We start from the raw sequence: 19,697 nt of genomic DNA, 5'->3' as shown, positions 1-19,697 counted from the left end.
AGAGCCAGGCGCCAAAACTCAGCAGGCTTGGTGAAAACAACCATCAGTCAGAACGAGACCGGAGAAACACCCCACAGTGCCGACACTGATCCGGCGCCATCAACTTGGCCTGCCAGCCGATGGGCTGCCCACAGGCCGGGCACTTCAGCTGCAACTGCAGGACGATGATGGGAATAACCAGAAGGGCAATCAACGCGCCCAGAGGGCCCCAGCTATCACCGCTGGATAGCCCAAGCTGACTGCTGAACACCAGCAGGATAATCAGCGCCGCGAAGGCGAAAATGAAATAGCCCTTGTTAGCGGCTTCCCAACGCCGCAGGCGCTGGTTCTGTTCGGGCGTCAGATAGCTTGCCATGGGATCCTGTTTGCCAGAAATGCGGGAGATTCAGCCTGAATCCTAACACGATCGGCTCCCGAGAGACTCTCTTGGTGCCGGATTCAGTGGGGTTCCTGGAGGGATACGGGTAACACCCCGCTTTCGATCAGTCGGGGCAGCTCCCTGGCCGGTACCGGACGGCTCATCAGATAGCCCTGGGCCAGGTCGCAATGGTTCTGTCTCAGGAAGCGGAGCTGGTCCTCGGTTTCGACGCCTTCAGCCACTACCCGTATACCCAGGTTGTGGGCCAGGTTGATCACGGCGCGGGTAATCACCGCGTCATCGTGGCGCCGGGTGACATCGGTGATGAAGGAACGATCAATCTTCAGCTGGTCCACCGTAAAGTCGCGGAGATAACCCAGGGACGAATAGCCAACTCCGAAATCATCGATGGCGAGCTTCACGCCCAGCTTGCTGATACGTCGCAGCTGCTTGTGGTTGTGCTCGATATTGGCGATGAAAGACTCTTCCGTCAGCTCGATTTCCAGTCGGCCCGGTTCGACACCGTATTCCCGGAAACAGGCGGCCAGGAAATCCGGCAGGTCGGCCTCTGCCAGTTCGCGACCGGACAGATTGATCGCAATACCCAGCTTCGCAAGTGAGGTTCCCTGCCATTTTCGCAGTTGCTGGCAGGCCGCCCGGATGACCCAGCGGCCTATCTCGGTAATGCGACCGCTTTCCTCCGCCAGTGGTATGAAGTCGATGGGCGGAACCAGGCCCCGCTTTGGATGGTTCCAGCGGATCAGGGCTTCCACGCTGATCGCTTCTGAAGTAGCCAGGTCCAGCTGGGGCTGGTAGTAGAGTTCGAATTCGTTCCGCGCCAGGGCTTCGCTCAGGTCCTTGTCCAGCTCCAGGCGCCGTACTTCCCGCTCCTGCATGCCCTCGGTGTAGAACTGGTAGGTGTTACGGCCCTGCTCCTTGGCTCGGTACAGGGCAATGTCGGCGTTACGCAGCAGGGTGTCCGCATCCAGGCCGCTCTGTGGGTAGACAGCAACCCCCATGGTGGCGGTGACGTGATGGCTCTGGCCATGCACCTCGAAGGGCTCGGAAAAGCATCCCTTGAGCAGGCCAAGCAGGTGAATCACGTCGTCGATATCGTCCACATGCTGCTGGCACACCATGAACTCGTCCCCGCCGGAGTAACCGACCATGACGCGCTCATTGCTCAGGGCGTCCAGGCGTGCGGAGACCTGGGCCAGCAGCTCGTCGCCAAAGTGGTGGCCCAGGGAGTCGTTGAGCATCTGGAACCGGTCCAGGTCCATCATGACCAGGGCCACCTGTCGCAGCTGGCGGTCAGCCTGGCTCAGGGTGTGCTGCAGGTCTTCCATGAAGAAGCGACGGTTCGCCAGGCCGGTGAGGGTATCCGTGGACTCCAGCCGGGCCAGGTCCTGCTGGATGGCGACACGCTGGTCGATTTCTTCTTCCAGTTCCTGCCGGGTACGCAGCAGTGCCTGGTTACGTTTGAAAATCTGCTGGACCAGCAGGATGGTCAGGGACCCCAGCACTCCCAGGGTAAACATGCTGATGAACGTCACCCAGGGCCAGGGGCTGCGATAGCGCTGGATCCATTCGGCGGTTGGTTTGACCTGCAGCTTCCATTCAACCGAGGGCAGGTTGGTTGCTGTCGTGTGGCTGAACTCTGTCTGTGCCGGCCAGGTCGCGGGAAGGCTGAAAGCAATCTGGTCGTCTTCCAGCAACTCGACGCTGAAGTTGCCGCGGATGCGGGGCAGGATTAGGGCATCCGCCAGGCGTTCCATACGAAATACACCGGCTATGAAGCCGTTGTTGGCGTCTCCGGCCCCCACTGGAGCATAGACCACCAACCCGGGCCCGCCCTGGGTCAGGCGGATGACTCCGGAAATATTCAGGCTCCCTTCCTTTTGAGCGCGTTTCAGCTCCCGGCGGCGCTCGGGGTTGAAGCCGGCGTTGTAACCCAGCGCCGCTTCGTTGCCAGCCATGGGCTCTACCCAATGAATAACCAGGTTGCGGTCGATCCACTCGATGGCCTGGAAGGTTTGGAAATCCTGGAGATATTGACGGGCATCCTCACGCCAGACGGCTTGCGGGAGGTCCGGCTGTACTTCCAGCCGGCTGGCCATGCGCCGCAGCGCGATTACATGGTTGAGGAAGTCCTGTTCAAGCCTGCTCGCCAGGGCCTCGGTGTCCTGGGCCAGGGTCTGGCGGATCTGGGTGTTCTCCTCGGTGTCCAACCCGATTTTAAGCCCCGCCGCCATGACCAGAAACGTCAGTAACACGATGGCCGGAAAAACCGGCTTCATCAGCTGGCGTAACAGAACGACAGATATGGGACGTCTCAGCGGCACACACGGCTCCGGCGCGAGGTCAGGGAGCCTCGGGGATTCCAGGCCTCTCTGAGGGACAGAGATGATACAGGAATACCCGCGAGCACCCCGGGCGATGGCTTAGTTATTATTATGGTCCGGTAATGCTGGCCAATGGCCAGGCAGGGCCGGAAGTTCATTATCAAAATAATTTCTGGTTACAGCTAGTGTAAACGGCCTTGGCTTCCGGATCTTTAATACTTTTCGTTAATGGGAACCAGGGCACTGTTCACCAAACGTCAGGCTGCTACCGGCGGAATTCCCAGCCGGGGGATTTCCTGTTTGGGACAGCGGTCCATGACCACCCGGGCGCCTGCGGCCTCAGCCTTCGCTGCAGCTTCCTCGTTGATTACTCCGATCTGGAGCCAGATCACCGGGATGTTCTGGGCCACTGCAGCGTCCATCACCGGACCGGTCCGCTCGGATGCGAGGAACAGCTCCGCCATGTCCACGGCTACCGGCAGACTGGCCAGGTCCGGGTAGACCGTTTCTCCCAGCAGTGTCTGTCCGGCCAGCTTCGGGTTTACCGGAATCACGCGGTAACCACGGCCCTGCAGGTAGGCCATGACTTCGTGGCTGGGGCGCTGGGGTTTCTCGCTGGCGCCGACCAGGGCGATGGTGCGTACCTCGCTCAGGATCCTGCGTATTTCCTCCGGGTGTTGAACGGGCATGCCTGCGATCTCCTGATAGTCTGGTGTAGCGCGTCATACTAACGTCTGACTGTCAGAATGCCTAGGAGCCGGCGCCCAAAGCAGTCTCAAGCTGGGCCATAGCATCGATAAATCCGTATGATGCTGTGATGGAGCCCTGAATGCGGCTCTCGCTTGGTTCATTCAGTCGGGTAACCGGTATGTGGTATCTCTGTGGCCTGGGCAGCAATATTGCGCCCGAACAAAATCTGCCGAGGGCGGTGGCGAGGCTGGCTTCACGGTTCGGGGCGGTTGCCCTGTCGCCGGTTATCCGTACGTTGCCCCAGGGCATGGCGTCCGACCATCCCTTCCTGAATGCGCTGGCGGTGTTTGAGTCCGACCTGGCCCGGGCCGAGGTCAAAACCTTGCTTAATGCACTGGAGACAGAGCTGGGGCGGGACCGGGCCGATCCCCTGAGTAGCATCCGGGACCGGCCGATTGATGTGGATATCCTGCAAATCCACAGCGTGCCGGTATTTGACGGTGAAAACGTTACCGAAGACTATTTCAGGCAGCTTCTGCGAGGGGATCCGGTAGCGGGTGTGGCGCTTCTCCTTGACGGCCAGCCCCTAGGCCAGGCGCCGGCCACCGTCCACTGGAATCAGGGCACCGGTCATGAAGTGATTGTCCAGCAGGGCAAGAATTTGCTGGACCACACAGTCAAATCCCCCCTCCCGGGCTAGCAGGGTTTCTGACAGTACCCGGGCCTGGTCCTCGGCGGTATGGTCCGGCAGGAAGCGGACCGGTCCTGGCATTATGGCGTTAACCCTTACTTCCGGCGCCAGCATGCGGGCATAGCTCAGGGTCAGGTTGCTCAGGGCCGCTTTGCTGGCGCAGTAGGCCGCAAATTTCGGGTTGGGCTTTTCCACAAATATGTCGGTGATATTGATTACCAGGGTGGGAGCGCTGTTGTCGCTGCAGCCTTGGCGTAGGGCGCCGGCCAGCCCGGCCATCAGTATCATGGGAGCGACGCTGTTGACCTGAAACAGCCGGCTTGCCTGACGGGCGAGGGCCTGCTGATCCGCTTCGTCTGCGGTGAATTCCGAGGCGTTGTTGACCAGCAGGTGAACCGCTTCGCTCTGTTGCAGAATGTTGGCTATGGCACGATCCAGGCTATCGGGATCAGCCAGGTCTGCCTTCAGGGTGATGGCGCCCCGGTCCGCAAGCTGCAGGAGGTCATCGGTTTTACTGCGGTACAGGGCAAATACCCTGTAGCCGCGCTCCAGCAAGGCCATGCTGGCCTCGAACCCCAGGCGGCGGCCAGCACCAGTAACAACGGCGACGGGGTTTGCCATGGCGTCAGTCGCGACCGCTGACCAGTTGCAGGAACTCGGTACGGGTCGCCTGGTTCTTGCGGAACCCGCCCAGCATCATGGAAGTTTTCATCACCGAGTTCTGCTTTTCAACGCCCCGCATCATCATGCACATGTGGCGTGCCTCGATCACCACGGCAACCCCGGCGGCTTGGGTGACCTGCTCCACGGCTTCCGCAATTTCCCGGGTCAGGTTTTCCTGGATCTGCAGCCGGCGGGCGTACATGTCCACGATACGGGCGAACTTGGACAGCCCCAGCACCTTGCCATCGGGAATATAGGCAATGTGGCACTTGCCAATAAATGGCAGCACATGGTGTTCGCACAGGCTGTAGAGTTCGATGTCCTTGACCACAACCATCTCGTCCATGGCCGACTCGAAGACTGCACCATTAACCAGGTCATCGAGGTTCTGGTTATAGCCATGGGTCAGGAATTGCATGGCCTTCGCGGCACGGGTTGGGGTATCCCGGAGGCCCTCGCGGTCAGGGTCTTCACCAAGGCCTTCAAGGATGGCGCGATAGTTGGCGGAAAGGGAGTCGAGAACGTCGGTCATGATAGGTTCCGTCTGCGGTAGGGCATGGCTAAACCGGCCATTGTAAGGCAAGTTGGCCGTGAACAGTATCCTATACGACAGCGGTAGCCGAAGGGACCATGCCCGCGTCGCACATTGGCGGCATAACGGGACGTGGCATTGCCGGGCGAGCGCAATAATGGCGGAGCCCGCCGGAGTTCGATAAACTCGCGCTCATCCAGGTAAACGGGCGTTTGACTCCGCGTTTATCACCCCGTCAGCTAACGACGGATCGGGCTCGACAGACCAGGGAGGTTACCATCATGCCAGCCATTCATACCCGTCCGCCGGCACTCATTGTCCGTGCGGGGCGCCGGGCGCTGGAGCGCGTTCGGGAGCAGGGGCTGCGCCCGGAAGACGTTCACGTGATCCCCGGCGCTGCTGGTGGTCCCAAGGCTCTCGGCCTGTCTGGCCTGGATCGGGCCATCTTCGGGGTATGGTTGGCACGGGCCCCCCAGGAACGGTCCCTCATCGGCTCCTCCATCGGCAGCTGGCGCTTTGCAGCGGTTGCGTCATCCGACGACCCTGCTGCCCAGCTGGCGAAGCTGGCCGAACTCTATACCTGTCAGCGCTTCTCGAAGGGCGTCAGCCCGGCGGAGGTCACCCGTAAAAGTACACTGTTCCTGGAAGAGCTTATTGGTGGACGCGAGCAGGCGATCCTGGAGCACCCCTGGTACAGGCTCAGCATCGTGGTGGTTCGCAGCCTCGCCGGCCTGGAGGATGACACCCGGGGCAGGCTCGGGCTGGGACTGATGAAGGCTATCAGCGCCAATATGGTCAGCCGCCGTCACCTCGGGCGGTTCTTTGAGCGCGGCATTATCCATGACCGGCGCTTGCCGGCGCCCCTGGCCAAGCTGGTGGACTTCCCGAGCCACCAGGTTCCGCTTACCCGTGAGAACCTCATCCCGGCGCTTCTGGCCTCGGCCTCCATTCCCCTGGTAATGTCCGGTGTGCGCAATATTCCTGGCGCGCCGCAAGGCGTGTACCGTGATGGTGGCCTGTTGGACTATCACCTGGACCTGCCCTATCAGCAACCTGGCGTGGTGCTGTATCCCCATTTCACCGACAAGGTCGTGCCCGGCTGGTTCGACAAGACGTTACCCTGGCGCCGGGGAGACGCCGGTCGGCTGCAGGATGTGGTGCTGGTGGCCCCGTCCCGGGCTTACCTGGACTCCCTGCCTGACAAGAAGCTCCCGGACCGGAAGGACTTCGAGCGCTACGCAGGTGATGATGCCGGCAGGGAGCGCACCTGGCGTACCGCCATCGCCCGCAGCGAACGACTGGGGGAGGAGTTTCTCGAACTGATGGATTCGGGGCGGGTGCAGGAGGTGCTGCAGCCCCTGTGAGACCAGCGGGTAACCTATTGTCTGGGTGTCAGTGACACACGAAATCCGGCACAGCCGCTGAGGGGGTCTTTAAGGGCCTTGACCCGCAGTGTGATAGCAAGCGACCTACCGTCCTGGGTCACCATTTCAGTATCCAGGCGCTCAATCCCCTGGTCCCTTCGAGCGGCATCGAACGTCATCGCCAGGTCGCGTTTTCCCTCTTCGGCAAACAATGCGTCAAGTGGAGTGCCTATCAGTTCGGTGGAGGGAATATCCAGCAGGATGGCAGCCTGGGGCGACAGGTATCCGATGTGGCGACCTTCGTCCAGCTCAGCAAAGATGCCCCCTCCCAGTTCGATCAGGTCCCTGGCCCGGCGGTCGCTCTCCTGCAGGGAGTGGTGCAGGATGTTTTTTTCCACCCGGGTGTTGTCCAGTTGTTGGCCCAGTCTGCGGGCACGGCGGGTGCGACGGTAGAGCAGTCGTTTGTGTGCCATCAACTGCCAGCAGGCCCAGGCGGTCAGACTTGCGGCCAGGAGGGTGACGGCCAGACCGACAAGCCACGCAGGCCAGAGGGCCTGCTGACGAAGGCTGCCGAGCCACGCATCAGCGGGACGGGTACTGAGCATCCACTGGCGGTTGGCGAGTGTCAGTGTGGAACGTGTAGCCGGCGTGTCAGTGGCAGGAGGGGTCGCCGAGGGCAGGGTAGCCAGGGGCTGGCGGGCGTGCTGTGAGATGTCGTGTACCTCCACCTGCCAGCGGGTGTCGTGAAGCCCATCCAGTTGCCGTTCCAGCCAGTGGTCAGGGCGTATCACCAGGGCGAGGAGGTGCCGGTCTTCCTCCGGTTTTCCCTCATCCTGGAAGGGGATAAATACCCGCAATGCACGCTGTTCACCGCCGTTGCGTTGCAGTTCGGTCACGGTAGTGGCAGTGGGCCGGTTTTCCCGCCTTGCTCGGCGCAGGGCATCCCGCCAATGGGGCACGGAAGTGGCGACCAGGCCAAGGCCGGACACGCCGGGGCCGGTTTCCGGCTGGAAAACACCCTGGCGGATGACCAGGTAGCGATCAGCCGGTTCTGCCGGTTCAGTGTCACGGGTGCCGGTCCAGCGGGCGAAACGGATAAACTGACCCGCCTGTTCACTGAGTTGCCGTTCCACCATGGCGCGCTGGTCGTGGCTGACCAGGGTGAGCAATTCCACCCCGGCAACTTCGGGAAACTCGCCAAGCAAGGACACCGCCTGGCGTTTGAACGCGTCGGTATCGGTACTGGCGGCGGTGCCGGGACTGGTGATTGAGCGAGCCGCAATGAGGACGTCTGCGGCTCGTTCCACGAGCGCACGGCTAAGCTGATCATGATGGGCCCGTGACAGGTCCTGGGTAAGGGCTTGTACCGGTGCCTGGCTCCGTGGCGCAATCAGCGTGGTCAGCAGCAGGCCACCGGCCAGCACCAGAACCGGCAGCAACCACCAGAGGTAGGCGGGCCTTCCTGACGTGGATTGAGGGTCCATGAGCGCTTCCTGTTTGCTGTCCTCCCGGCCTTGATTGCCGGAGCCTGCAATCAATCTTCACTCTAGCAGCCTGTCGGGTTTAAGCAATGTGCCCGGCGTCAGGCGCGGCCGCGCCGAATCAGGGAATAGACCAGCAGGAAGGTCACGAACGCTGAAACCACAATGGAGGGTCCGGCCGGGGTATCCAGGTTCCAGGACAGGCCCAGGCCGCTGGCTACGGCAACCATGCCGAAGCCAATGGCCATCAGGACCATTTTCTCCGGGCTGCTGGCCAGGCGCCGGGCTGTGGCGGCGGGAATGATCAGCAGGGCGGTGATGAGAAGAACCCCTACCATTTTCATGGCCACGGCGATCACCAGCGAGAAAATCACCATCAGCACCAGTTGCAGTCGGGCAACAGGGAAGCCTTCAACGCGGGCCAGTTCCTCATGGATGGTGGCCATCAGCAAGCCCTGCCAGAGCCACCACAACAGCCCCAGAACCACCACGCCGCCACCAAAGATCCACGCCAGGTCCTGGCGGGTCATGGCCAGCAGGTCACCGAACAGGTAGCCGGTCAGGTCCACCCGCACGTCCGGCATGAAACTGAGCGCTACCAGGCCGATGGCCAGCGCGCTGTGAGCCAGGATGCCCAGTAAGGTGTCCGTGGCCAGGGCCCGGCTGCGGGAGAGGAATACCAGGACCAACGCCAGCGCAACACAGGTGGCGGCGACACTCAGGTTGAGGTTGGTGTGGAAAAGAAAGCCCAGGGCCACACCCAGTAGTGCAGAGTGAGCCAGGGTGTCGCCAAAGTAGGCCATGCGCCGCCACACCACGAAGCAGCCCAGGGGGCCTGCCAGCAAAGCTACCCCGAGCCCCCCAAGCAACGCGCGCCAGAAGAAGTCGTCCAGGATCAGGTCAAGAAGGGGCATGGTGATGGTCGTGTTCGCAGTGGGGAGTTTCCGGCTGGCCTTCGATGATATCGCCATGAAGGTCGTGGCGGTGAGTGTGGTGGTGATGGTAAACCGCCAGGCTTTCCGCCACCGGCCGGCCGAAGGTTTCTACAAAGGCAGGATCATGGGAAATATCTGCCGGGTAGCCGCTACAGCAGACATGCTGGTTCAGGCAGATCACCCGGTCGGTGGCGGCCATGACCAGGTGCAGGTCGTGGGAAATCATGATCACACCGCATTGAAGTTCGTCGCGAACCGCCCGTATCAGGTCGTACAGCACTGCCTGGCCGTTGATATCGACCCCCTGGGCGGGTTCATCCAGGACCAGCAGGTCGGGTTTGCGGACCAGGGCCCTGGCCAGCAGCAATCGCTGCATCTCACCGCCGGACAGGTGATGGACTGACTTGCGAAACAGGTGCCCGATACCGGTCCTGTCCAGTGCAGCCCGGGTGTCAGTCTCCGGTGCCCCGGTCAGGGCCATGAACCGGCGTACGCTCAGGGGCAGGGTTGGCTGCAGCTGAAGGTGCTGGGGGACATAGCCGATCTGTATCGATGGTGCTTTGCGGATCGTCCCGTGGGTTAGCGGCTGGATGCCCAGAACCGCCTTGATCAGGGTGGTCTTGCCGGCACCGTTGGGGCCAATAATGGTCACGATGTCGCCACGGTTTACGGTCAGGCTGACATGGTCTACCACCGGGTTTCCGTCGAACATGACGGAGGCCTGGTCCAGGCTGACCAGCGGCTGGTTGCGGCGGTCCGTCATACTGGCGTCGTCGTTTGTTGCTGGCAACGGGGGCACAGGCCAGCCACTTCGATGGTGGTTTCAACCGGGGTGAAGCCTTCGGCGCTGCTGGCAGCTTCGATAGCCCGTGCAACCCCCTCCGATGCCAGTTCGTGGACATTCCGGCAGCCCTGGCAAATCAGGAACAGGCCAGTGTGGTGTTCGCGAGCGTGACTGCAGCCGATAAAGGCGTTCAGGGAGGCGATCCGGTGCACCAGCCCATATTGCTGGAGGAAGTCCAGCGCACGATAGACCGTTGGTGGTGCGGCGTTATGGCCTTCCTGGGCAAGCATGCCGAGCAGGTCATAGGCGCCCAGGGGCTTGTGGGATTCCCAGATCAGCTCCAGTACCCGCTGGCGGATAGGGGTGAGGCGCGCGTTGCGGGCCTGACAGATGGCGCGCGCCTCGGCCAGGGCATCCCTGACACAGGCGTCGTGATTGTGGGGGCGATAGGGCAGCGCGTTATGGGGCATAGAGGCTAATCCGGGTAATGTTGTAACAGTATAACATTACCCGGATTCGGAGAAAAACGTCAGGCGGTTAGCCCACAGTCGCTGGTGAGTGGCTAATACCCTGGGCCGGTGCCAGGCCTGGTGTCATGCTGTTGTCAGCGCCTGGAGACCCAGGCTTTCCAGGTATTCGAGGTTGGGAATCCACGCCGGCTCTCCCTCCAGTTCAACCTGCATCAGGTCCGCCGGGCCGTTATCGGCCGTCTCCAGGCCCTGCACTTGTTTCGAGTCCAGTCGTGCCTGGCTGGGGATACCCCGGGTCACAATAGCTATGAAAGGCAGGCGGCCGTGATCCGGACCGATGGTGTTCAGGACGACAATCCGCCCGCGACCGGCTTCCGGCTGAGTGGCTTGCTGTTCATTGGCACCTTCATAGGAGATCACTGGCAGTTTCTGGCCGCGCCAGTCCAGGTAGCCGGCCAGCCAGGGCTGATCCCCGGCTTTGCTCAGGGTGGCGTCATGGTCCACCACCTCCGCGATGGACACGTTAGGCAGCAGCAATTGCCGGTTGTCCATCGGAATAAGTACACAGTGCAGAGTTTGTGGGGTGGTCTCGCTCATGATTCTCGGTCCTCAGGTTACATCCTGCGACGTTGTCTGTTTCACCAGGGCTGCGTCGGCCAGCGTTCGTACCAGTGCCCGGGCCAGCTCCTGCGGCGAACCGGAGTAGCTGGTACAGCCCGTTCCGGCAACGGCCTCAGGCATGGCACTGTTGGCACAGGTGTCACTGGCCTGTACCCAGATTTGGCTGCCGAAGGCCCTCAGCATGGGCGCCGCGACAGCCCCGTCATTTCCCATGCCGGAAAACAGGATGGCATGGCAGCGACCCCGGAAATGATCGCCAAAGTTCAGCAGGACCTGGTCGATGGAGGGGCCATAGGGGCCAGGCCAGGGTCGGTCTTTTTCGGTCAGGGCGCCATCGGCGGTCAGGCCCCACTCCTTGTCCACCGGTATAACGGTCACCCTGCCACAGGCGATGCGCATGCCTTCCTGAGCCCGTTGGAGCCGGTAGTGGGCGTGGCGGCCCAGCACCCGGGCCAGCACATCGGTAAAGTTGCCGTCGATATGCTGGGCGTACACAAAGCCCACCGGCAATCCGGGTGGCAGGTGATCAAGGAAGCACTTCACTGCCGCTGGGCCGCCCAGCGAGGCTCCCAGTATCCAGATCTCCTCCGCCTGCTGCCCTGGTTGGGCCGGGATGATCCAGGTGGGCAACTCGACATCCATGCCACTGGTCGGGAGTGAAGGCTGCTCGGCGAGCTCCGCCAGGTCCTCTCCGGACTCCGTCTGTTCCAGCGGGCCGAGCTGCTTTTCCAGCTTTTCCAGCAGCCGTCGTTCCCAGCGGACAAAGTCCCGGCTGCCGGGCCTGGGCGCTGGATCGATACCGAACAGGATGGGAGCGTCGGTATGGTCCAGCAGGTGGTCGAACAGCTGCGGGTGGTCCGCTTCGTCCTCCAGGGTAATCAGCCAGAGGTTGGCTTCCGGTAAGGCCTCGTAGCCCTGTACACGCTCCGGCGAGCCGGAAAACCCCGGGCGTAGCCCGAAACGACCTGTCGTTTCCTGCAGACGGTGGCGCTGCAACACATCATCAGAGACGATGGCTACAGCTGGTCGCTCGCCGTCCGTGGTCATCAACGCCCTCCGTTTACAGGCTCTTCGCTGGTCAGGCGCTCGATTGTGTCAAGCAGCTCGGTTTCCTGGAATGGCTTGCCCAGATATTCGTTGACCCCCAGCGCCAGGGCGCGATCACGGTGCTTGGCGCCGGTACGGGAGGTGATCATGCAGATCGGCACTTCCCGAAGGTCGTCATCGTGGCGCACGAAGCTGGCTACCTCGAAGCCGTCCATCCGGGGCATTTCGATATCCAGCAGGATGATGTCCGGCTTGTGGTCCTGTAGCTGGGCCACGGCATCAAGGCCATCCTTCGCGGTGACCACTTCCATGCCGTTACGTTCCAGCAGGCGCGAGGTGACCTTGCGCACAGTCACCGAGTCGTCCACCACCATAACCAGGGTGGGCCGGTCTTCCCGGTATTGTTGTTGCTGCGCGGCCTGAGCGGCCAGGCGCTGTCGCTCGGACAGGATATCGGAGCGGATCATGGCCGGCAGGTCCAGAATCACCACGACATTACCATCACCCAGGATGGTGGCACCGGATACCCCGCGCACAGAGCTGAACTGGGGCCCGAGGGATTTAACGACGATTTCCCGGCTACCCAGCAGGCTGTCTACCTGCAGGGCCATGGGCTGCTCGGAGCCCCTCACCAGGATTACCGGCAACGGCAGCGCCTGGCCCTGCAATTTGGGGCGGTGGTCGCTGTGGAGCAGGCCGCCCAGGTACTGCAGGCGGTACTGCTGGCCGGCGTACTCGTAGAGGGGCGCGTCCGGCTGGTAATACTCTTCCAGCTCCCAGGTGCTGACCCGCACGATACCTTCGATGGTGTTCAGCGGGATCGCATAGAAGTCCTCGCCGGTAGAAACCATCAGCGCCCGGTTGACCGATACCGTAAACGGCAGTCGCACGGTAAAGGTGGTTCCGTGGCCCACCTGTGAGTCAATGTCCAGGCTGCCACCGAGCTGCTTGATCTCGCTGGCGACCACGTCCATGCCTACGCCCCGGCCGGAAATCTGGGTAACCGCCTCGGCCGTGGAGAAGCCCGGCTGCAGGATAAACTGCAGGATTTCCCGCTCGCTGAGGTCTTCGTGCTCGCCCAGAAGGCGCCGCTCGATGGCCTTTCGACGGATAACCGCGCTGGGAATGCCTGCGCCGTCGTCGGTCATGCGCAATACCACTTCGCCACCTTCACGGCTCAGGCTCAGAGTCACCTGACCGGTTTCCGGCTTGCCGACCCTGGCCCGGTCCGACGGAGTCTCGATGCCGTGGTCCAGGGCGTTCCGGAGCATGTGCTCGAGAGGGGCCACCATGCGCTCCAGAATGTTGCGGTCGAGCTCGTCTTCTGCGTTGCGGACGTCGAATTCCACCTTCTTGCCCAGCTCGCCGCTGATCTGCCGGACGATCCGTCGAAGCCTGGGCACCATGGAGGCGAACGGGATCATCCGGGTCTTCATCAGACCTTCCTGCAGCTCGGTGTTGATCCGGGACTGCTGCACCAGCAGGGTGTCGGTGTCCCTCACCCGGTCAGACATGGTTTCCCGCAGGTCAGCAAGGTCAGAGGCGGATTCGCTCAGGGCCCGGGACAGCTGCTGGATCGACGAATAACGATCCATTTCCAGCGGGTCGAAGTCGTCACCGTAGTCCGGGCCATGCTCCTGCTCAGCGCGGAACAGGATCTGGGCCTCGGTCTCGATGTCCATTCGCCTCAACTGCTCGCGCAGACGGTCAATGGTGGCTGCCATTTCGTCCAGGGTATGGCCGAAGTCACTGTTCTGCTGTTCCAGCCGGCCACGGGTAATACTGGTTTCACCAGCCAGGTTAACCAGCTCGTCCAGCAAGGGGGCAGAGACGCGGATGGTTTCCTGTGCTGCCCTTGCACTGTCCTTGCGGCGCTTCTCTATGGCCTTGCGGGCTGTTTGTGGCTTGCTGACGACCGGTGCCGATTCGGCACTGGCGGACGGCCCACGGTATTCGCCCGCCCTGGACTGGTCGCTACTGACCGGGGTGGCAAGGTCCGGCGCCTGGCTGGCCAGGTAGTTCTCGAAGTTCTCACGAATCCTGGCGACAGACGCTATCAATGCATCGTGGTGTTCGGTGATTTTCTTCCAGTCGTCCTGGGCGGGGGGCTGGTCTCCCAGTTCGGTGAGCATCGCCTCGAACTCGTGGGACAGGTCCCCGAGCCTGGGTTGGCGAGACAGGCGGGCGCCACCCTTGAGGGTGTGCAGGGCACGCTGGGCCTCGTGGCTGAAGTTCTGGCTTTCCGGTTCCTGGCGCCAGTCGGCCAGCAGCTGTTCCAGCTGGTCCAGAATTTCCCCGGCTTCCTCCAGGAAAATCTCCAGTACTTCGGTGTCGGGCTTATCGTCGTCGGCAGTGGCCGATTCCGGGGTCGCGTCCCCTTCTTCGTCCAGGTGACTGGCCGCCTCCTGCAGCAGGCGCAAAAGGCCGGTGTCCGGTTGCGGCCGGTTGCCTTCCTCAAGCTGCTCGAGCATGGCCTTGAGGCCCGCGTTCGCCCTTTCGCTGAGGGTCAGCACCAGCGGTTGGTTGCCGGAACCTTCCAGCAGAGGGCCGAGTGCATCAGACCAGGCTTCGGCCAGGTCTGCTACTGCGTCCATATCGGCCAATCGCGCTCCGCCCTTGAGGCTATGGAGCTCCTGCTGAAGCTGGGTAATCCCCGTGAGCTGCTCCGGATCCTCTCGCCACTGGGACAGGCTTTCCTCGATGGATTCGCTGATGTCCAGGCCTTCCTCGAGGAACATGCCCGTGAGTTCATCAGCGGTGAGTTCCGGAGCCTCTTCGCTGAGTTCGGCTTCCGGGACTTCGGCCTGATCGGGCGCGGCAGTCTCCGGCTGTGTGGCTGCGGTGTCGACGTCCGCTCTTTGAGTGACTGCGCCGGCCGGTTCCCCATTGATAATAGCCTGTACCTGATTGATCAGTCCCGTCGCCCGGGCACAGGGCCGGGCTGTCGCAATCTCATCCACCATGCCCGCGAGCCGGTCGTGGCAGGCAAACAGCAGGTCGAGCATCCCGGCGCTGGCCTCGATGCGGCCGTCCGCGACCCGTTCAAAAAGGTCTTCCAGCACGTGGGTGAGGTCCGCGATGGGGTCGACGCCAGCCATGCGGGCACTGCCCTTGAGGGTGTGCACATCTCGCTGCAGCTCGCTTGCGAGGGAGCTGTCCGCCGGGTTCTCACTCCAGCTGTGCAGGGCGCTGCTGGTGGAATTGATCAGGTCGTAGGCTTCTTCCAGGAAGATCGCCACCAGCTCCTGATCCAGGTGGGAAAGGTCATAGGTTTCGCCGGATTCTTCCGGGGGGACCTGTTCGGCTGCCGCTGAGCTGGCGACCTGGCCGGAATCGCCGGCACCATCGTCGAGGTCCTCGTGGAGCTGTTCGAGTTCGTTGCCGAGATCGCTGATATCCAGTTCCGGCAGCTCGTCATCGCCGGCTTCAAGGTCGGCAGTCCCGGCACTGTCAGTCGGCCCGACAGGCTCGTCCTTCTGCGCCGATTGCTCGGAACTGTCGCCGGGCTGTTCGGTGGACTCCCCGTCCGGCGGCGTGGCTTCACTGGCTCCGGGAATCCGTGTGACCGGACGTTCACCGCTGGCGTTATCCATATAATGCCGGATGTCCGCTTCCAGGTCCGGGGCCGGACGCGGAGAGTCACCGGCGGCAAGGGCGTCGACCATGCTTGCAAGGCGGTCGTGACAACGGAACAGCAGGTCCGAGAGTTCCTCGGTGACACCGAGGCGATGTTCGGCGAGGCCTTCAAACAGGGTTTCCAGCTCATGGGCCAGGTCGCCGATGGGCTGGACGCCTGCCAAGCGTGCGCCACCCTTGAGGGTGTGCAGATCCCGTTGCAGCAAACGCAGCATTTCACTGTTGTCGGACCGGGTCTGCCAGTCTTCAAGGGCATCGGCGGTGCTGGCAATCAGATCCTGGGCTTCCTCCAGGAAGATCTCGGCCAGCTCGTCATCCATGCCATCGTCGGTGTCGGTGGTGCTTGTGTCTGATTCCGCTTCACCGGCCGGCAGGTCGTAACCTTCATAGTCAATCTCTTCGGGCTCGTCGACATCAGGTTCCGGTGTGGACAATGAATCCGCCAGTACCTCGAGTTCGGTAAGCAGGGTCTGGTCCGGCTGCGTGGCCAGGCCCGCGGCAACCTGGTCCATCAGGTTGATCAGGTGCTCATGGGCTGATTGAACGGTTTCCATGAACCAGTCGTCCGGACCTTCGGGATGTGCCAGTGCGTTGTGATAGACCTGTGTCAGGGCGCGGGTGAGCTCAGCCACATCCACCAGTCCGGCATCCCGGGCACCGGAGGCAAGCTGCCCCAGTTCATGGGAGAGCCGGCCAATGTCGCTGGTTTGCGACGGGTTGGCCGCCCAGTCCTGAACAATCCGGTCAGCATCCAGCAGTACGTCCAGGCCATCGTTGAGGAACAGCGTCACCAGCTGGCTGTCAGTACTGCCCGCCGCCTCTTCGTCGTCGGTGTCACGGCGTCCAAGGGTACGGGCAGAGACTGCGGCCAGTTGTTCAAGATAGGAGTCGGTGCCCGGCAGTGGCTGTTGCGGCGTGCTGTCAAGCTGGTCGAGACCCTGCTTGAGGAACTCGCAGCATTGCTGGATCAGGGCGATGACGTCGCTGTCGGCACGACGGTTTTCGGCCCGGGCCTGCTTGACGAACTGCTCCAGTGTGGTGACAACCCGTGCAATGGGTTCGATGGCAGCGGTGTTGGCGCTGCCTTTCAGAGTATGCAGGGCGCGGGAGACCTGGTCCGTATAGGCGACACTGCTGCGTCCGCCGGTATCCTCAAGGAAGGCTTCCAGGGCAGCCAGGTGTGTCCGGGCTTCGCTCTCGAAAATCTCAACCAGTATCGGGTCCACCAGGTCTTCGCTGCTTTCCGCTGCTCCCATGGCGGCGTCAGGGGCCCCTGTGCCCGCCTCGGGCTCCGGTGTTGGCTGTACATCTTCAGGAGCTTCGTGGTCCGCTTCCTGGTCGGTTTCGGGCATTGCCCGGGTGCCCGGAATTTCGCCGTTCGCCAGCGCGGTCGCCTGCTCCTGCAGGGGGGTGGTATCCACTGAGGGCGTGCGGCGCTGTTCGAAATCAGTGACCAGGGACGGAATGGTGTCGGTAACCTCCCGCAGTAATCCGGCAATGTCGTCGTTCATGAATACGGTGCCGTCGATGAGGCGGTTAAGCATGTTCTCGACGGACCAGGCCAGTTCTCCGACGACGCTGGCCCCGACCATGCGGCCACTACCCTTGAGCGTGTGGAATGCACGCCGAACCTCGGCAAGGGCGCTACGATCGTCATACTGGCGAAGCAGCATGGGGAGGTATTCGTTGATGGTTCCGAGTACCTCTCCGGCTTCTTCGACAAAGATCTCGATAATTTCATCATCGATCAGATCATCGTTGTCGAAACCGCTGTCGGTGGTGCTCAGACTTTCACGCTGGCTGGCCGGTGCCGGGGTGGCATCCTCATCAGAGCCACTTACCTGTGTGTCTGTTGCCTCAATCGGCGCGCCCGCTTCGCTGTGGCTGGTCTTGCGGGTATCGGCCATGGCCTCTGCCCGCTGGATCAGTGTATCCACGTCGCCGGTTACGTCTCCGTTGCGGAATTCCTCGATGAGCGAGGGGACACGGTTGTTGACGTCGTCCACCAGGGCAAACAGGTCTTCGGTGGGACGCAGGGTCTGGTCGAGCACCCGGTTGAGGAGGTTTTCGATGGACCAGGCCAGCTCACCAATGCTGGTGGCGCCTACCAGTCGGCCGCTGCCCTTGAGGGTATGGTAGGCACGGCGTACTTCCGTGAGTGCTTCGCGATCATCGTGGTCCTGGCGAAGGCGAGGGTACCAGGTGTTGATGGTAGCCATGACTTCGCCGGCTTCTTCGACAAAGATTTCCAGGATTTCGTCGTCCACCAGCTCCATGTCGGAGTGCTTGGCGGTCTGCACCGGCGCTTCCGGCGGCGCTTCTTCGGCGCTGGTGGGCGACGGGGCAGCGTCAGTGTCCGCTTCAACCCAGGTGGGCTCGGCGCCAGGGGGGAAGCCAAGGGTGCGGAGGCTTTCCTCTGCAACCCGAAGCACGGATTCATTGTCACGGATGCCGTCTGTGAGGCGCTCCAGGTAATACTCGATACTGGTAATGGTGTCTGCCAGGGTATCGAGCTGTTTCCAGTCCGGGATACGTTTGCGCTCCAGCAATACCTGCTGGATGTAATCGCGCACTGCGGCCAGTATCAGGGCTGGCCGCTCCAGGGGAATGACCTTGAGGCCACCCTCGATGCTCGAGAGCATTTCGGGTACATGTTCGATTTCCCGCGGATCCCACTGAGACGCGATGAAGTTGACCACCGCGCTCTTGACCTGTTCCAGGGCGTTGCGGGATTCCCGGAGCAGGGCATTGTGGGCGTCACCGAGCTCCTGGCGGCCGGGGCCGGTTGACTCGTCTTCTTCGCTGCTGGTTTCGCCGTCCGGGGCCAGGTGGCGGTCCCGGTCAATACCGGACAGGGTGGCTTCGACATAGAGCAGCGCCCCTGCGATGTCCAGCAGGGTGCCATCATCCACGGTGTCACTCTGGCCAAGGAGCTTGTCCACTACATCGAGTTGTTCACCGATGATACGGCGTGGGTTACCCAGGCCGAGCACGGCGAGGGTATTGGCTACCTGGCGAAGGCCCGGCAACAGTTCTTCGAGATCCTGGTTCTGGCGGTTCTGATCGCGCACGAACAAGTCGAGCTGGTCCTTCAGGCGGGCAACTTCCTCGTTCAGCGCCAGCACGACTGAGTGAATAGCTTCCCGGCCCGGGCCGCTGCTGCTGTCAAAGCTGCCGCCTGTGGGCATCGCCTGCTCAAGGCCGTAGCGGTCGCGAATGTCAGAAATATAGGCAGACGTGGCTTCGTGGGCCTGGGCTATGTAGTAGAGCAGGTTGCGGAACAGGGTTTCCGGCACTGGCTGACGCAGGATGTCGTCTGGCTCCCGGGTCAGACGATCGATTTCGTCGTCCAGCTCTTTGAGCAGGGCATGGGTGGCCGGTGTCAGCTCGTTGATATTCTGCTCAAGCGTCTCGATAAAGCCACCGGTGGCGCGCCACAGTTGCTCACGGGGCGTGCCGGTGCACAGCTTGACCAGGCGCTGGATCACCTTTTGCAGGTTGTCGTACAGAGCGTTGTTGTCCTTGCCGGGGACAATGCTGTTCACGGCACGGTGGAACATCTGTCCCAGCTTGCCGACGTTGGCCAGGATCTTGGGGTCCTGCAGCAGGCGGGCAACCCTGGGCGAGGCCTCGAAGCGGGCCTGGGCCATGTCTGGCCGGAACAGTGACAGATCGGAAAGCAGACCCTCCCCGCGCGCAGCCCGCAGGTCGTTGAGCAGGGGCAGGAGAGTCAGGGGCAGGTCGTCAGCGCTGCTGCGAAGTCCTTCCAGGTAGCGAGGCAGGCGGAGAATGGCCTCCATCAGGCTGTCCAGGGCCTGGTCGGTGTCGACTACCTCACCCTTGAGCACGCTCTGGGTAAGTTTTTCCATTTCCTCGGTGAGCAGGGCGGCACCCTGCAGTTCGACCATCTGGAGGGTACCGTTTACCTGGTGCAGGTAATTGAGGCAGAAGCGCAGGCGCGCCGTGTCTTCACGGTTCTCGACATAGGCCTCAAGCGCCTGCTGGCTCTGCGTCAGTGTTTGTTCTATTTCGCCACGAACCCAGTCCAGGGCGATACTGTCATGGTTGTTGCCCATAACCACT

At 62.2% G+C, this 19,697-nt stretch carries 14 protein-coding genes; 2 read left to right on the top strand and 12 right to left on the bottom strand.

The genetic code is table 11. The features are described 5' to 3' along the window. Positions 1-43: 43 nt before the first annotated feature. The 3 genes from BM036_RS11490 to BM036_RS11480 form a co-directional block, all read right to left on the bottom strand. A complete protein-coding gene (locus BM036_RS11490; RefSeq protein WP_091852059.1) occupies positions 44-355 on the bottom strand; it encodes a hypothetical protein in 312 nt (103 codons plus the stop codon). A gap of 83 nt (positions 356-438) precedes the next feature. After that, complete coding sequence (locus tag BM036_RS11485; protein ID WP_342714463.1) at positions 439-2,700, bottom strand: putative bifunctional diguanylate cyclase/phosphodiesterase; 2,262 nt, start codon at positions 2,698-2,700, stop codon at positions 439-441. Positions 2,701-2,957: 257 nt separating this feature from the next. After that, a complete protein-coding gene (locus BM036_RS11480; RefSeq protein ID WP_091852056.1) occupies positions 2,958-3,389 on the bottom strand; it encodes a CoA-binding protein in 432 nt (143 codons plus the stop codon). 140 nt (positions 3,390-3,529) lie between these two features. Between BM036_RS11480 and BM036_RS11475 the strand changes: the two genes are divergently transcribed. Next, positions 3,530-4,090, top strand: a complete 561-nt coding sequence (locus BM036_RS11475) for a 2-amino-4-hydroxy-6-hydroxymethyldihydropteridine diphosphokinase (protein WP_091852052.1) — start codon at positions 3,530-3,532, stop codon at positions 4,088-4,090. On the opposite strand, the gene BM036_RS11470 is transcribed toward BM036_RS11475, so the two are convergent. Together BM036_RS11470 and folE are read right to left on the bottom strand one after the other, a co-directional pair. Continuing rightward, positions 3,977-4,702, bottom strand: coding sequence for an SDR family NAD(P)-dependent oxidoreductase (locus BM036_RS11470; protein WP_091852049.1), 726 nt, complete (start codon positions 4,700-4,702; stop codon positions 3,977-3,979). The genes BM036_RS11475 and BM036_RS11470 overlap by 114 nt on opposite strands. Before the next feature lie 4 nt (positions 4,703-4,706). Next, positions 4,707-5,276: a GTP cyclohydrolase I FolE gene (folE, locus tag BM036_RS11465; protein ID WP_091852046.1), complete on the bottom strand. Its 570-nt coding sequence runs from the start codon at positions 5,274-5,276 to the stop codon at positions 4,707-4,709. Between the two features lie 281 nt (positions 5,277-5,557). On the opposite strand from folE, the gene BM036_RS11460 reads away from it, so the two are divergent. Further along, the gene (locus tag BM036_RS11460; RefSeq protein WP_091852043.1) at positions 5,558-6,640 is read left to right on the top strand and encodes a patatin-like phospholipase family protein; all 1,083 of its coding nucleotides are present in this window, start codon (positions 5,558-5,560) and stop codon (positions 6,638-6,640) included. A 14-nt stretch (positions 6,641-6,654) separates the two neighbouring features. On the opposite strand, the gene BM036_RS11455 is transcribed toward BM036_RS11460, so the two are convergent. The 7 genes from BM036_RS11455 to BM036_RS20300 all read right to left on the bottom strand — a co-directional run bounded on the left by BM036_RS11455 (position 6,655) and on the right by BM036_RS20300 (position 19,690). Continuing rightward, positions 6,655-8,124, bottom strand: a complete 1,470-nt coding sequence (locus BM036_RS11455) for a CHASE domain-containing protein (protein ID WP_091852040.1) — start codon at positions 8,122-8,124, stop codon at positions 6,655-6,657. Positions 8,125-8,222: 98 nt separating this feature from the next. After that, complete coding sequence (znuB, locus tag BM036_RS11450) at positions 8,223-9,035, bottom strand: zinc ABC transporter permease subunit ZnuB (protein ID WP_091852037.1); 813 nt, start codon at positions 9,033-9,035, stop codon at positions 8,223-8,225. Continuing rightward, entirely contained in the window at positions 9,022-9,819 is a 798-nt protein-coding gene (gene znuC / locus BM036_RS11445; RefSeq protein WP_091852034.1) for a zinc ABC transporter ATP-binding protein ZnuC, read from the bottom strand. Before znuC ends, znuB begins: the two co-directional genes overlap by 14 nt. Further along, complete coding sequence (locus tag BM036_RS11440) at positions 9,816-10,310, bottom strand: Fur family transcriptional regulator (RefSeq protein WP_091852031.1); 495 nt, start codon at positions 10,308-10,310, stop codon at positions 9,816-9,818. Before BM036_RS11440 ends, znuC begins: the two co-directional genes overlap by 4 nt. A gap of 123 nt (positions 10,311-10,433) precedes the next feature. Next, entirely contained in the window at positions 10,434-10,907 is a 474-nt protein-coding gene (locus tag BM036_RS11435; protein WP_091852029.1) for a chemotaxis protein CheW, read from the bottom strand. Positions 10,908-10,919: 12 nt separating this feature from the next. Then, positions 10,920-11,978: a chemotaxis protein CheB gene (locus tag BM036_RS11430; RefSeq protein WP_091852026.1), complete on the bottom strand. Its 1,059-nt coding sequence runs from the start codon at positions 11,976-11,978 to the stop codon at positions 10,920-10,922. Beyond that, the gene (locus BM036_RS20300) at positions 11,978-19,690 is read right to left on the bottom strand and encodes an Hpt domain-containing protein (protein WP_091852023.1); all 7,713 of its coding nucleotides are present in this window, start codon (positions 19,688-19,690) and stop codon (positions 11,978-11,980) included. Before BM036_RS20300 ends, BM036_RS11430 begins: the two co-directional genes overlap by 1 nt. Positions 19,691-19,697 lie beyond the last annotated feature (7 nt).

The sequence above is a fragment of the Marinobacter segnicrescens genome, assembly GCF_900111555.1.
GTDB lineage: Bacteria > Pseudomonadota > Gammaproteobacteria > Pseudomonadales > Oleiphilaceae > Marinobacter > Marinobacter segnicrescens.
Note: the sequence above shows the minus strand (reverse complement) of the source record. Positions and strands in the feature narration are given on the sequence as shown.

What these genes read in the sequence shown, in the direction of transcription:
- BM036_RS11490 (WP_091852059.1), bottom strand. Translation starts at nt 355, where the DNA reads ATGGCAAGCTATCTGACGCCCGAACAGAACCAGCGCCTGCGGCGTTGG.
- BM036_RS11480 (WP_091852056.1), bottom strand. Translation starts at nt 3,389, where the DNA reads ATGCCCGTTCAACACCCGGAGGAAATACGCAGGATCCTGAGCGAGGTA.
- BM036_RS11475 (WP_091852052.1), top strand. Translation starts at nt 3,530, where the DNA reads ATGCGGCTCTCGCTTGGTTCATTCAGTCGGGTAACCGGTATGTGGTAT.
- BM036_RS11470 (WP_091852049.1), bottom strand. Translation starts at nt 4,702, where the DNA reads ATGGCAAACCCCGTCGCCGTTGTTACTGGTGCTGGCCGCCGCCTGGGG.
- folE (WP_091852046.1), bottom strand. Translation starts at nt 5,276, where the DNA reads ATGACCGACGTTCTCGACTCCCTTTCCGCCAACTATCGCGCCATCCTT.
- BM036_RS11460 (WP_091852043.1), top strand. Translation starts at nt 5,558, where the DNA reads ATGCCAGCCATTCATACCCGTCCGCCGGCACTCATTGTCCGTGCGGGG.
- BM036_RS11455 (WP_091852040.1), bottom strand. Translation starts at nt 8,124, where the DNA reads ATGGACCCTCAATCCACGTCAGGAAGGCCCGCCTACCTCTGGTGGTTG.
- znuB (WP_091852037.1), bottom strand. Translation starts at nt 9,035, where the DNA reads ATGCCCCTTCTTGACCTGATCCTGGACGACTTCTTCTGGCGCGCGTTG.
- znuC (WP_091852034.1), bottom strand. Translation starts at nt 9,819, where the DNA reads ATGACGGACCGCCGCAACCAGCCGCTGGTCAGCCTGGACCAGGCCTCC.
- BM036_RS11440 (WP_091852031.1), bottom strand. Translation starts at nt 10,310, where the DNA reads ATGCCCCATAACGCGCTGCCCTATCGCCCCCACAATCACGACGCCTGT.
- BM036_RS11435 (WP_091852029.1), bottom strand. Translation starts at nt 10,907, where the DNA reads ATGAGCGAGACCACCCCACAAACTCTGCACTGTGTACTTATTCCGATG.
- BM036_RS11430 (WP_091852026.1), bottom strand. Translation starts at nt 11,978, where the DNA reads ATGACCACGGACGGCGAGCGACCAGCTGTAGCCATCGTCTCTGATGAT.
- BM036_RS20300 (WP_091852023.1), bottom strand. Translation starts at nt 19,690, where the DNA reads ATGGGCAACAACCATGACAGTATCGCCCTGGACTGGGTTCGTGGCGAA.